The organism is Pseudomonas shirazensis (genome assembly GCF_050496565.1).
GTDB classification, from domain to species: Bacteria; Pseudomonadota; Gammaproteobacteria; order Pseudomonadales; family Pseudomonadaceae; genus Aquipseudomonas; species Aquipseudomonas shirazensis_A.
This window is the reverse complement of the sequence record NZ_JBNWAE010000004.1, coordinates 185,687-198,399: the sequence shown is the minus strand read 5'-3', so window position 1 is coordinate 198,399 and position 12,713 is coordinate 185,687. Positions and strand designations below refer to the sequence as shown.

General features: G+C 64.4%; 11 protein-coding genes. All 11 read left to right on the top strand.

Annotated features, from left to right (window positions below):
• Positions 1–30 precede the first annotated feature (30 nt).
• The 11 genes from ACQZ2L_RS08435 to ACQZ2L_RS08385 all read left to right on the top strand — a co-directional run bounded on the left by ACQZ2L_RS08435 (position 31) and on the right by ACQZ2L_RS08385 (position 12,581).
• Positions 31–792 (top strand): 1,6-dihydroxycyclohexa-2,4-diene-1-carboxylate dehydrogenase, encoded by a 762-nt coding sequence (locus ACQZ2L_RS08435; RefSeq protein WP_103437362.1) that lies wholly within the window; start codon positions 31–33, stop codon positions 790–792.
• Positions 793–846: 54 nt separating this feature from the next.
• Complete coding sequence (locus ACQZ2L_RS08430) at positions 847–2,175, top strand: MFS transporter (RefSeq protein WP_430325622.1); 1,329 nt, start codon at positions 847–849, stop codon at positions 2,173–2,175.
• A 30-nt stretch (positions 2,176–2,205) separates the two neighbouring features.
• Positions 2,206–3,327, top strand: coding sequence for a muconate cycloisomerase family protein (locus ACQZ2L_RS08425; RefSeq protein ID WP_430325621.1), 1,122 nt, complete (start codon positions 2,206–2,208; stop codon positions 3,325–3,327).
• Between the two features lie 26 nt (positions 3,328–3,353).
• Positions 3,354–3,644 (top strand): muconolactone Delta-isomerase, encoded by a 291-nt coding sequence (catC, locus tag ACQZ2L_RS08420; RefSeq protein WP_101319527.1) that lies wholly within the window; start codon positions 3,354–3,356, stop codon positions 3,642–3,644.
• 44 nt (positions 3,645–3,688) lie between these two features.
• Positions 3,689–4,615, top strand: a complete 927-nt coding sequence (catA, locus tag ACQZ2L_RS08415) for a catechol 1,2-dioxygenase (RefSeq protein ID WP_430325620.1) — start codon at positions 3,689–3,691, stop codon at positions 4,613–4,615.
• 73 nt (positions 4,616–4,688) lie between these two features.
• Positions 4,689–5,888: a benzoate/H(+) symporter BenE family transporter gene (locus ACQZ2L_RS08410; protein ID WP_430325619.1), complete on the top strand. Its 1,200-nt coding sequence runs from the start codon at positions 4,689–4,691 to the stop codon at positions 5,886–5,888.
• 63 nt (positions 5,889–5,951) lie between these two features.
• Positions 5,952–7,202: an OprD family porin gene (locus ACQZ2L_RS08405; RefSeq protein WP_430325618.1), complete on the top strand. Its 1,251-nt coding sequence runs from the start codon at positions 5,952–5,954 to the stop codon at positions 7,200–7,202.
• Positions 7,203–7,327: 125 nt separating this feature from the next.
• Positions 7,328–8,419 (top strand): metal-dependent hydrolase, encoded by a 1,092-nt coding sequence (locus ACQZ2L_RS08400; RefSeq protein ID WP_430325617.1) that lies wholly within the window; start codon positions 7,328–7,330, stop codon positions 8,417–8,419.
• Positions 8,368–9,138, top strand: a complete 771-nt coding sequence (locus ACQZ2L_RS08395; protein ID WP_430325616.1) for a TraX family protein — start codon at positions 8,368–8,370, stop codon at positions 9,136–9,138. The genes ACQZ2L_RS08400 and ACQZ2L_RS08395 overlap by 52 nt, the downstream gene beginning before the upstream one ends.
• Positions 9,139–9,253: 115 nt before the next feature.
• Positions 9,254–10,408 (top strand): nitric oxide-sensing protein NosP, encoded by a 1,155-nt coding sequence (nosP, locus tag ACQZ2L_RS08390; RefSeq protein WP_430325615.1) that lies wholly within the window; start codon positions 9,254–9,256, stop codon positions 10,406–10,408.
• A complete protein-coding gene (locus tag ACQZ2L_RS08385) occupies positions 10,338–12,581 on the top strand; it encodes a PAS domain-containing hybrid sensor histidine kinase/response regulator (RefSeq protein ID WP_430325614.1) in 2,244 nt (747 codons plus the stop codon). Before nosP ends, ACQZ2L_RS08385 begins: the two co-directional genes overlap by 71 nt.
• The last annotated feature ends 132 nt before the right edge of the window (positions 12,582–12,713 follow it).

The following is a 12,713-nucleotide window of genomic DNA, read 5'->3' as shown; positions in this document are numbered from 1 at the left end:
CAGACAAAGGCGGCGCTGGGGAGAGCAGAGATGAGCAACAGATTCCAAGGCAAGGTCGCACTGGTCACCGGCGCGGCCCAGGGCATTGGCCGCGGCGTGTGCTGGCGGCTCAAGGCCGAAGGCGCTCAGGTGGTAGCCGTAGACCGTTCCGAGCTGGTTCATGAACTGGCCGGCGAGGGCACGCTGACGCTGATTGCCGACCTCGAGCAGCACGCCGAATGCGCCCGGGTCATGGCCAGCGCGGTCGAGCGCTTCGGCCGGATCGACATCCTCGTCAACAACGTCGGCGGGACCATCTGGGCCAAGCCTTTCGAGCACTACGAGCCGGAACAGATCGAGGCCGAAGTGCGCCGTTCGCTGTTCCCGACCCTGTGGTGCTGCCATGCAGCGCTGCCGTACATGCTCGAGCGTGGCGCCGGCGCCATCGTCAACGTGTCGTCGATTGCCACCCGCAGCATCAACCGCGTGCCCTATGGCGCAGCCAAGGGCGGCGTCAACGCACTCACCGCCTGCCTGGCCTTCGAGACCGCCGAACGCGGCATTCGGGTCAACGCCACTGCGCCCGGCGGCACCGAAGCGCCACCTCGGCGGGTGCCGCGCAACAGTGATGCGCAGAGCGAGCAGGACAAGGCCTGGTACCAGCAGATCGTTGCCCAGACCTTGGACAGCAGCCTGATGAAGCGCTACGCGAGCATTGACGAACAGGTCAGCGCGATCCTTTTCCTCGCCTCCGACGAGGCCTCTTACATCACCGGCGTAACCCTGCCGGTCGGCGGCGGCGACCTCGGCTGACGGTCGCCCAGCCTGCGTTTACCTCTCACAACAAAAACAACAGAGACCGATGCCATGCGAACCCTGGATGTTCACCCGATCATTGATAACGCGCGCTTTTCACCCTTCCACTGGATGGTCATGGCCTGGTGCGGCCTGCTGCTGGTATTCGACGGTTACGACTTGTTCATCTATGGCGTAGTGCTGCCGGTGATCATGAAAGAGTGGGGCCTGACCCCGCTGCAAGCCGGCGCGCTGGGCAGCTACGCGCTGTTCGGCATGATGTTCGGTGCGCTGCTGTTCGGCAGCCTGGCGGACCGGATTGGGCGCAAGAAGGGGATTGCCATCTGTTTCGCGTTGTTCTCCGGCGCGACCATCCTCAACGGCTTTGCCAGCAGCCCTAGCGAGTTCGGCATCTACCGCTTCATCGCCGGGCTCGGCTGCGGCGGCTTGATGCCCAATGCCGTGGCGTTGATGAACGAGTACGCACCCAAACGCCTGCGCAGCACGCTGGTGGCGATCATGTTCAGCGGCTACTCGCTGGGCGGCATGCTCTCGGCAGGTGTCGGCATCTTCTTGCTGCCGCGCTTTGGTTGGGAGTCAATGTTCTTTGCTGCAGCGTTGCCCTTGCTGCTGTTGCCGGTGATCCTCTACTACCTGCCTGAGTCGATTGGTTTTCTGGTGCGTCAGGGCCGTAGCGACGAAGCCCGTGCGCTGCTCAAACGGCTTGACCCGGACTGCGACGTGCAGGCTGACGATGTGCTCCAGGCGAGCGAGCGCAAAGGCAAGGGCGCTTCGGTGCTGGAGCTGTTCCGTGACGGCCTGGCGGTGCGCACCCTGGCCCTGTGGCTGGCGTTCTTCTGCTGCCTGCTGATGGTCTATGCGCTCAGCTCGTGGCTGCCGAAACTGATGGCCAATGCCGGCTATAGCTTGGGCTCCAGCCTGTCGTTCCTGCTGGCGCTGAACTTCGGCGGCATGGCCGGAGCGATTCTCGGCGGCTGGCTGGGTGATCGCTACAACCTGGTCAAGGTCAAGATCGCCTTCTTTGTCGCGGCGGCGCTGTCGATCAGCCTGCTTGGGGTCAACAGCCCGATGCCCGTGCTGTACCTGCTGATCTTCGTTGCCGGCGCCACCACCATCGGCACCCAAATCCTGCTGTACGCCGGCGCGGCTCAGCTCTATGGCCTGTCGATGCGCTCGACTGGCCTCGGTTGGGCCTCCGGTATCGGCCGCAACGGCGCCATCGTCGGCCCGCTGCTGGGCGGCGCGCTGATGGGCATCAACCTGCCGCTGCAACTCAACTTCATCGCCTTTGCCATCCCTGGCGCGATTGCCGCGCTGGCCATGGCCGTGCACCTGGCCAGCAGCCGGCGCCACGGCCTGGCCACGCTGGCCCAGGCGTAACCCTTTGACTGACGCAACTGGAGGCCTTGCATGACAAGCCCGACTATCGACCGGCTGGAGGCGATCATCGTCGACCTGCCGACCATTCGCCCGCACAAGCTGGCGATGCACACCATGCAGCAACAGACCCTGGTGGTGCTGCGCCTGCGCTGCAGCGACGGCGTCGATGGCATCGGCGAAGCCACCACCATCGGTGGCCTGGCCTACGGCTACGAAAGCCCGGAAGGGATCAAGGCCAACATCGACGCGCACCTGGCACCGGCGCTGACCGGCATGCCGGCCGACAACATCAATGCCGCCATGCTCAAGCTGGACAAGCTGGCCAAGGGTAACACCTTCGCCAAGTCGGGCATCGAGAGTGCCCTGCTCGACGCCCAGGGCAAACGCCTGGGCCTGGCCGTCAGTGAGCTGCTCGGCGGCCGGGTGCGCGACAGCCTCGAAGTGGCCTGGACCCTGGCCAGTGGTGACACCGCCCGCGACATCGCTGAAGCCGAGCACATGCTCGAGATCCGCCGCCATCGGCTGTTCAAGCTGAAGATCGGCGCCAACCCGCTGGAGCAGGACCTGCGCCACGTGGTGGCGATCAAGCGTGAGCTGGGCGAGCGCGCCAGCGTGCGCGTCGACGTCAATCAGTACTGGGATGAGTCGCAGGCCTTGCGCGCCTGCCAGGTGCTTGGCGACAACGGCATCGACCTGATTGAGCAGCCAATCGCGCGGATCAACCGCAGCGGGCAAGTCCGCCTCAACCAGCGCAGCCCGGCGCCGATCATGGCCGACGAGTCGATCGAAAGCGTGGAAGACGCCTTCAGCCTGGCCGCCGACGGTGCTGCCAGCGTATTCGCCTTGAAGATCGCCAAAAACGGCGGCCCCCGCGCCGTGCTGCGTACCGCGCAGATCGCCGAAGCCGCCGGCATCGCCCTGTACGGCGGGACCATGCTCGAAGGCGCGGTCGGCACCCTGGCCTCGGCCCATGCCTTTTTGACCCTGCGCCAGCTGACTTGGGGCACCGAGCTGTTCGGGCCGCTGCTGCTGACCGAAGACATCGTCGAGCAGCCGCTGCGCTACAGCGACTTCCAACTGCATGTGCCGCGCACGCCCGGACTGGGCCTGAACCTGGATGAAACCCGCCTGGCGCGTTTCGCCCGGCGCTGATTGCGACCTTACCCAAGGAGAAACCCATGCTGTTCCACGTGAAGATGACCGTGAACCTGCCCGTCGACATGGACCCGGCCCGGGCCGCCCAGCTCAAGGCTGACGAAAAGCAGTTGGCCCAACGCCTGCAGCGCGACGGCACCTGGCGTCACCTGTGGCGCATTGCCGGGCACTACGCCAACTACAGCGTGTTCGACGTACCCAGTGTCGAGGCACTGCACGACACCCTGATGCAGTTGCCGCTGTTCCCGTACATGGCCATCGAAGTGACCGGCCTGTGCCGGCATCCCTCGTCAGTCCACAGCGACGACCGTTGATCGAGCCCGACTCGCCCAAGAACAATTATTCGAGGTACGCAAACATGACCGTGAAGATTTCCCACACTGACGAACTGACCAAGTTCTTTGAACAAGCCGCAGGGTTTGGCAACGATGAAGGCAGCCCTCGGCTCAAGCAGATCATCCTGCGCGTCCTGCAGGACAGCGCGCGCCTGATCGAGGATCTTGAGATCAGCGAAAACGAGTTCTGGCACGCCGTCGACTACCTCAACCGCCTGGGTGGACGTGGTGAGGCCGGGCTGCTGGTCGCGGGCCTGGGTATCGAGCACTTCCTCGACCTGCTCCAGGACGCCAAGGACGCCGCCGTCGGCCTTGCCGGTGGCACCCCGCGCACCATCGAAGGGCCGTTGTATGTCGCCGGCGCGCCGATTGCCGCGGGCCAGGTGCGCATGGACGATGGCAGCGAGGAGGGCGTAGCCACGGTGATGTTCCTCGAAGGCCAGGTGCTCGATCCGGCTGGCCAGCCTGTGCCCGGCGCCACGGTTGACCTGTGGCATGCCAACACCCGTGGCACCTACTCGTTCTTCGACCAAAGCCAGTCCGAGTACAACCTGCGTCGGCGCATCGTCACCGATGCCGAGGGCTACTACCGTGCGCGTTCGATCGTGCCATCGGGTTACGGCTGCGACCCGCAAGGCCCGACCCAGGAGTGCCTGGACCTGCTCGGCCGGCATGGCCAGCGCCCGGCGCACATCCACTTCTTCATCTCGGCGCCGGGCTATCGGCACTTGACTACGCAGATCAACCTGGCTGGCGACAAGTACCTGTGGGACGACTTCGCCTACGCCACCCGCGACGGCCTGGTCGGCGAAGTGCAGCTGCGCGAAGACGGTGCACGGGGCGTGAGCGGGCGCTACGCCGAGCTGCGTTTCGACTTCCAGCTGCAGCGCGCGCCGGACAGTGAGGCGGAGCAACGCAGCGGCCGGCCGCGAGCGCTGCAGCAGGCGTAATCGCCCGCACTTGACGTTGCTTGAACAACCCACGCCGGACATCCCGTCCGGCCCCGGTCTGGCCAGAGGTCCCATGAAAGACCTGATCAAGGATTGTTCGTTGTCTGCCATCGTCGCCGGCCTGCTGGCGACGATGATTTCCTATGCCGGCCCGCTGGTGATCATCTTCCATGCCGCCGAGGCTGCGGGCCTGTCCCACGGCCAGTTGTCATCGTGGGTGTGGGCCGTGTCGATGGGCAGCGCCGTACTTGGCGCGGTATTGACCTTGCGTTATCGGGTGCCAGTGGTTATCGCCTGGTCGATCCCAGGTTCGGCACTGCTGGTGACTGCGCTGCCGCAGATTGGTCTCGAGCAAGCGGTCGGTGCCTATCTGGTGGCCAACCTGATCTTGCTGTTGATTGGCCTGAGCGGCGCTTTCGACGGCTTGATCGCACGCCTGCCGGGCTCGATTGCGGCAGGTATGCAAGCCGGCATCCTGTTCAGCTTTGGCGTCGAGGTATTTCGCGCCCTGCCGGTGCAACCGATGCTGGTGATGGCGATGTTCATCACCTATGTGCTGATGCGGCGCTTGCAGCCACGCTATGCGGTGGCGGCGGTGTTGGCCGTTGGCGCGTTGATCACTGTGCTCAGCGGCCAGTTGCGCAGTGAGGCGCTGGTCCTGGAGTTGGCCAGCGCGCAGTTGATCACCCCGCAATTCAGCCTTTCGGCAGTGTTCAGCCTGGCCTTGCCGCTGGTGCTGGTGGCCCTGACCGGGCAGTTCATGCCGGGCATGGCCGTGCTGCGCAATGCCGGTTACCAGACGCCAGCAAGCCCGTTGATCAGTGCCAGTGCCCTGGGCGGCATGCTGTTGGCGCCGTTCGGCTGCCATGGACTCAACCTCGCCGCCGTTACAGCCAGCCTGTGCACCGGCCGTGAAGCCCACGAAGACCCGCGCCGACGCTACATCGCGGCATTGGCCGGCAGTGGCTTGTATCTGCTGCTGGGCATCGCCGGCGCGACCCTGATGTCGTTGTTTGCCGCTTTTCCTGCTGCATTGATTGCCGCCCTGGCCGGGCTCGCCCTGTATGGCGCGATCAGCGAGGCACTGGCCCGCAGCCTGGCCGAACCGAGCGAGCGTGATGCCGGGTTGTTCACCTTTCTGGTGACGGCCTCCGGTGTTGCCTTTCTGGGCTTGTCGGCGGCGTTCTGGGGCTTGCTGTTCGGCTTGGCTGCGCATGGCTTACTGCGTTTGCGGCGGCCGCAGGCGGGGGATGCCTTGCGCCGTAATTCCTGAAAACCGTAGTGCAAAACCGTTGTAGCGATCCATCCATAAAAACAAGATCATGAGAGCTTCGCGATGAACCCTAATCCTTGTGTCGCCCTGGGCATAACCCTGCTCAGCCAACCCCTGCTAGCTGCTGAAAGCGGCTTTTTCGAAGACGCCAAAGCCAGCCTCAGTGCTCGCAACTACTATTTCAGCCGGGATTTCTCTGACATCGTCGGCGCCAACCAACAGTCCAAGGCCGAGGAGTGGGCCCAGGGCTTCATCCTCGATTTCAAGTCCGGCTACACCCCTGGTCCGATTGGTTTCGGCGTGGATGCACTGGGCTTGCTCGGGATTCGCCTCGACAGCAGCCCGGACCGGGTCAACAGCGGCCTGTTGCCGGTGCATGGCGACGGGCGTGCGGCAAGCGACTACAGTCGCCTGGCTGGCACCTTCAAGGCACGCGTGTCGCAAACCGAGCTGCGGGTGGGCGAGCTGCAGCCGAACCTGCCGGTGCTGACCTTCAGCGACATTCGTCTGCTGCCGCCTACCTATCAGGGCGTCAGCCTCAACTCCGCCGAGATCAACGGGCTGACCGTGCAGGCTGGCCATTTGTCTTCGACGCACCTGCGCAACGAGGGCGGTGATGACAAGCTCAACGCGATGCTTGGCCATGTGCCGATGCGCCAGGTCGCGAGTGACGCGTTCAACTACCTGGGCGGTGACTATGTCTTCAATGACAAGCAGACCAGCGCGAGCCTCTGGTACGGCCAGCTCGAAGACATCTACCAGCAAGGCTTTGTCGGCCTCAAGCACAGCAAACCGTTGGGCGATTGGGTGCTCAGCGCCAACCTGGGTTATTTCACTGCCCGCGAGGACGGCGACGCCTTGCTCGGCCAGATCGACAACCAGGCGTTCTTCTCGTTGCTGACGGCCCGGCATGGTGGACATAGCTTGCACGTCGGTTATCAGGGCATCTATGGCGAAAGCCCGTTCCCCCGAGTTTTCGCCAATATCACCCCGCTGGGCAACGAGGTGCCCACCTATGAATTTGCCTACACCGATGAGCGTTCCTATCAAGCGCGCTATGACTACAATTTTGCCGCCATGGGCATCCCTGGCCTGACCGCGACGGTGCGCTACATAACCGGCAACAATGTCGATACCGGCCGCGGTTTCGAGGGCAAGGACCGCGAACGCGACCTGGATATTGGTTATGCGGTGCAGAGCGGGGTGTTCAAGGGTTTGGGGATTCGCGTCAGAAACGCGGTGGCGCGCTCGAATTATCGCAGCGATATCGACGAAAACAGGCTGATTCTGGCGTACACCTGGCAGTTGCTGTGAGCCCCGCGCCGCTCACAGCTGGCTGAGTTGCCAGACGGGTGCAACGCTGCGCTGCGGCGATAGCGTTTGCACACTGGCCGGCGATGCAGGTAGGTTGCCAACAGACTTTTTGTGGAAACCTGACCTTGGACTCACTCACTCAAGCGGTGCTCGGCGCAGCGCTGCAAGGCACTGTGCTGGGCCGTATTCAAGGCCGCCGGGCATTGCTCTATGGCGCCGCCCTGGCCACCTTGCCAGACCTCGATGTGATCATCCGCTATGCCGATCCGGTCTCGCAGATGACTTTCCACCGCGGCTTCTCGCATTCGGTCTTCGTACTCACCAGCCTGGCCTTGTTGTTGGCCTGGCTGGTGACCTGGCTTGGCCACAAGTACTGGCCAGAGCGCGGGTATCGCTGGCCGAGGCTGTTTGCAGCGTTCTGGCTGGTGCTGATCACGCACCCCGTGCTCGACGCCTTCACGGTGTATGGCACCCAATTGTTCTGGCCGTTACAGCTGATTCCGGAGAGCTGGGCGGCGGTGTTCATCATTGACCCGGTGTACACCTTGCCGCTGCTGGTTACGGTGCTGTTCGCGGCGATTCGCGGCATGCAGGGCAGGGCGATTGCGCTGATGACCGGTGCGTTGCTGTTCAGCACGGCCTATCTTGGCTTCGGCCTAGGCGCACGCATGCAGGCCGAGCAAAGGTTCCAGGCTGCGCTGGATCAGCAAGGGGTGGCGGTAACCGAGGTGCGCGCAATCCCTATCGCGTTCAACAGCCTGGTCTGGCGGGTATTGGCGAAAACCCCCGACGGTCATTACTTTGAGGGCATCAGCAGCGTGTTCGATCGCGAGCCGCCGGAAATGCTGCGTCATTCGCGCAACCTTGAGGCAGCCAAGCCCCTTGTCGATGACCCGCTGCACGCGCGCCTGCGCTGGTTCACCGGTGACTGGCTGCGTTACGACGAGGTCGGTGATGCCTTGGTGGTGACCGACCTGCGCATGGGCATTCCCGGCAACTACACGTTCCGTTTCCAGATGGCCAGCCGCGACAGCACTGGCCAGTGGATCGTTGGCACCCCCACGGCCTGGTCAGGTACAGCGGCCAACTCGATGTTCAACCTGGAAGACCTTGGGCTGATCTGGCGCCGCATCATTGACCAACAACCGCCGCTGCCATTGGCGGCATGGACCGCCAAGTACCTGCAGCCGATGGCGAGCACCGAGGCCGGGCAGTAACCGTGCGCTCGGCCGGGCTTGATTTGGTCAAGTGGACGGCGATCGTGACCATGGTCGCCGACCACCTGCGCTATCTATGGCCAGCTGCCGACGGTTTGTTCGTCATCGGCCGCCTGGCGTTTCCGTTGTTCTGCCTGGCGTTGGCAATCAACGTCGGGCGCAGCGCCCCGGGCGTCTGGCCCAGCCGCAATGCGGCGCGCTATCTCGGTTGGCTGCTGGTATTTGGCGTGCTGTCCGAAGCACCCTACCGTTGGCTGGACAACGGTTCACAGACCCTCAACGTGATCCCGACCCTGACGCTCGGGTTGTTGCTGGCCTGGGCAATACACCATCGACAAACACTGGCCTGCCTGCTCGGCTTGAGCGCTGCGCTGACAGCAGCACTGTTCAGTGATCATCTGATGTATGGCTTACCGGGGGTCCTGCTCCCCGCCGCGATACTGATCGCCAGGCGCTATGGCGGCGCCTGCTGGATGCTGCCGTGTGCACTGGCGGTGGCGGGCAACATGACCAACAGCTGGCTGCTCGCGCATCCGTTGGCGCCCATCGCCCTGGTCATCCTGAGCACCGCTGCACTGTCGTTGCCTATAGGCCTGTGGCTGTCACGGCAGGAAAGCTGGCAGGTACCGCGGGTCGGGCGCTGGGGTTATGCCTTCTATCCGCTGCACCTGGCGCTTATCGCCGGCCTGCAACGTCTGGCCACAGCCCTTGGTAGTTAGCGCGAGGACCGCGTACAACCAATGCCACCCCGACCCCCTACCCAAGTAGCATTCGACTGAGCAACAGGCTTGCCTATTCTGCGGCCATGGCTGTACCTCTTTCGGAAATCCACTTATGAGCGAAGGCGTCCTCAGCGCACTGTCGCGGGCAACCTGTGCAACTCAGGCAGCCGGTGAGCTGGCTGATCAACTGCAGCATGCCGAGCTTGGCTTTGTGCTGTTTTTCTGCTCGGCCGAGTACGATCTGCCGGCATTGGCGGCTGCGCTACAGGCGCAATTTCCGGCGGTTGGGCTGGCCGGCTGCACCAGTGCCGGCGAGCTGACCCCGGAGGGCTATGCGCGCGGTTGTATCACCGCAGTAGGCTTTGACCGGCGCTACTTTTCCATCGCTGCCGGCCTGGTCGAAGCCGTGCCCGGCTTCAGCCTGCTCGACGCGCAGGCACTGGTTGCGCAGCTGGTCGAAGACTGCCGGCGCAACAGCCTGGCGCCGATCAAGGCGCACAGCTTCGCCTTGACCCTGTTCGACGGGCTGTCCAGCCGTGAGGAGGTGGTGCTGGCTGCCTTGGCCGCGGCGCTGGGCGATATCCCCCAGTTCGGCGGTTCGGCAGGCGATGACAATCACCTCAGCCGCACCCACGTGTATTACGACGGGGCCTTCCACAGCGGTGCGGCAGTGTTGCTGCTGGTCAATACCTGGCTTGAGTTCGAGGTGTTCAGCGCCGACCACATCCAGCCGCGCAGCGAAAAACTGGTGGTGACCCGCGCCGACCGTCAGCTGCGTCGGGTCTATGAGCTGAATGCCGAGCCGGCCGCCGCAGAGTACGCCCAGCTGATCGGCGTGCCCGTTGCGGCGCTTGATCACCGGCTGTTTGCAGCGCACCCACTGGCGCTGCGTATCAACCAGAACCACTACGTGCGGGCCATCCAGCAGGTACATGAGGATGGCAGCCTGAGCTTCTACTGCGCGGTGGAGAACGGCATCGTTCTCACCGCAATGCGCCCCGGTCCGCTGCTGGCCAATCTGCAATCGTTGTTCGAGGGCCTGCACCAGCGCCTCGGGCCGTTACTGCTGACCATCGGCTGCGACTGCGTACTGCGCCGTCTCGAGCTGGAGGGCGAGGGCGCTGCTGTGGCCGAGGTCAGCGCGTTGTTGCGCAGCCAGCAGGTGCTGGGCTTCAACACCTATGGGGAGCAGTTCAATGGCATGCATATCAACCAGACCTTCACCGGCGTTGCCATCGGACGGCCCCGCGAGTGCATCGCCAGCTGAGCAGATCAGCCAGCTGCAACGCGACAACCACAAGCTCAAACGCATCAATGCGGCGTTGATCGAGCGGCTGGAATCGGGGGCGGCGCGGCCGGACGATGCCTTTGCTGCGTTCCAGCATTCGGTGGTGTTGGCCGAGCAGGTGCGCGAGCGCACGGATGCCTTGAACCAGGTGTTGGTCGAACTGAAGGCCAGCCACCTGCTGCTCAGCGAAGCGCATCAGCGCGCCGAAACCGCCCACCAGCGGCTGGTGGACGCCATCGAGAGTATTTCCGACGCGTTCGTGTTGTTCGATGCCGACCTGCGCGTGGTGCTGTTCAACCGACGCTTCAAGGCGCTCTGGGCCAACAGCCGCTTACGCGTGGCCAGCGGCATGCAACTGGTCGAGGTGAAACGCCTGATGCACAACCTGCTGCGCGAAGAACCCCGTGCCAGCAGCGACGAGCAACCGTTGTATCGGCTGCGCAACGAGCGCTGGTTGCAGGTCAGCGAACGACCGACCCGCGATGGCGGGCGGGTGATGCTGTTTACTGACGTCACCCGGGTAAAATTGCGCGAGAACCACCGCCGCGAGCAGGCCCTGGCGCACAAGTCGTATCTGCTGCAGCGGGCGGTCGACAACCTGTCGCAGGGCCTGGCCATGGTCAACGCCGAGGGCGTGCTGGAACTGTGGAACCGACGCTTTCTCGAGGTCAGCGGCCTAGCACCGATTGCCAGCCACCGGCAGTTTGCCGATGTGATCGCCGACAGCGAGCTGGCCTTGCTGACGCCCGCCAGCCGCGACGACCACGGCCAGCCGCTGCCGGAGCTGGAGCAACGCCTGTTCGACGGGCGCATGCTCGAGATCCGCACGCATCCATTGCCCACAGGCGGCTTCGTCAACACCTTCACCGATATCACCGAGCGCTACGCCCATGCCGAGGCGCTGCATCAGGCCTATCAGCACCTCGAACTGCGCGTGCACGAGCGTACTGCGGAGCTGACCAGTCTGAACCGGCAATTGCTGGGCGAAATCGACCAGCGCCGGCGCATGGAAGCCAGCCTGCGCGATGCCAAGGCTGATGCCGAGCAGGCCACGCTTTCGAAAACAAAGTTCCTGGCGGCGGTCAGCCATGACCTGCTGCAACCGCTGAACGCCGCGCGACTGTTTACCAGCGCCTTGCTCGAGCAGCCCAGCGCCGGGCCGTTGATCCACAACGTCAGCAACGCCCTGGACGGGGTCGAGAGCCTGCTCGGCACGCTGGTGGATATCTCCAAGCTCGACGCCGGTGTGATCCGCGCCGACGTCGCCAGCTTCGCCCTGAGCGACCTGCTCGACAACCTCGCCGCCGAGCACGCCACCGTCGCCGCCAGCGAAGGCCTGCGTCTGGACTACGTGCCGAGCCGCTTGCGCGTGCGCAGCGACATGCAGCTATTGGCGCGGATCCTGCGCAACTTGCTCAGCAACGCCGTGCGCTACACCCCCAGCGGGCGGATCGTGCTCGGCTGCAGACGGCGCGGCGACAAGGTGTTGATCGAGGTGTGGGATACCGGCATCGGCATCGCAGCGGACAAGTGCCGCGAAGTGTTCCAGGAGTTCAAACGTGGCGAGGCGCAGCGGCCGGACCAGGATCGCGGCCTGGGGCTGGGCCTGGCGATTGTCGACAAGATCGCCGGTATCCTCGGCCATCCCATCCAGCTGCGCTCGGTGCCCGGCAAAGGTTCGGTGTTCTCGGTCGAAGTCCCGTGCTGCCAGCGCCCTGTGAGCAAAGGCTCAGCGTTGCAGCCGGACCTGCCGCAGCTGCAATCGCTGCAGGGCGCGCGAATATGGGTGCTGGATAATGACGGGGCGATCTGCGCCGGCATGCGCAGCTTGCTCGAACAGTGGGGCTGCAAGGTCACCACGGCGGCCAGCGAAGCGGACCTGCAGCGGCAGGTCGCTCTGCCACAGGCGCGGGTCGACCTGTTGATCGCCGATTATCACCTGGACCATGACCGCACCGGCATCGAGGCGGTGGCGGCGATCAACGCCTGCCGCCACCGGGCCATACCGGTGCTGATGATCACCGCCAATTACAGCAACGAACTCAAGCAGCAGGTGCGCCTGCTTGGCCACACCTTGATGCACAAGCCGGTGCGGCCGATGAAGCTCAAGACCGCGATCAGCCACCTGCTTGGGTCGTCAAGCGGCCTGTAGGAGCGGCCTTGCCGGGGCGCCGGACCGGTCGGAAAGGGCTGCGTAGCGGCCCCATGATTATGCAGCACCGCAAATAGCCGGGCCCGCTGCGCGCGCCTTTCGCGACACAAGGCCGCTCCTACAGGGGCAGGT

Excerpts from the sequence above, each read along its gene's own strand:
- catA (WP_430325620.1), top strand. The coding sequence starts at position 3,689 with ATGACCGTGAAGATTTCCCACACTGACGAACTGACCAAGTTCTTTGAA.
- ACQZ2L_RS08425 (WP_430325621.1), top strand. The coding sequence starts at position 2,206 with ATGACAAGCCCGACTATCGACCGGCTGGAGGCGATCATCGTCGACCTG.
- ACQZ2L_RS08435 (WP_103437362.1), top strand. The coding sequence starts at position 31 with ATGAGCAACAGATTCCAAGGCAAGGTCGCACTGGTCACCGGCGCGGCC.
- ACQZ2L_RS08385 (WP_430325614.1), top strand. The coding sequence starts at position 10,338 with ATGGCATGCATATCAACCAGACCTTCACCGGCGTTGCCATCGGACGGC.
- nosP (WP_430325615.1), top strand. The coding sequence starts at position 9,254 with ATGAGCGAAGGCGTCCTCAGCGCACTGTCGCGGGCAACCTGTGCAACT.
- catC (WP_101319527.1), top strand. The coding sequence starts at position 3,354 with ATGCTGTTCCACGTGAAGATGACCGTGAACCTGCCCGTCGACATGGAC.
- ACQZ2L_RS08410 (WP_430325619.1), top strand. The coding sequence starts at position 4,689 with ATGAAAGACCTGATCAAGGATTGTTCGTTGTCTGCCATCGTCGCCGGC.
- ACQZ2L_RS08395 (WP_430325616.1), top strand. The coding sequence starts at position 8,368 with ATGGACCGCCAAGTACCTGCAGCCGATGGCGAGCACCGAGGCCGGGCA.
- ACQZ2L_RS08405 (WP_430325618.1), top strand. The coding sequence starts at position 5,952 with ATGAACCCTAATCCTTGTGTCGCCCTGGGCATAACCCTGCTCAGCCAA.
- ACQZ2L_RS08430 (WP_430325622.1), top strand. The coding sequence starts at position 847 with ATGCGAACCCTGGATGTTCACCCGATCATTGATAACGCGCGCTTTTCA.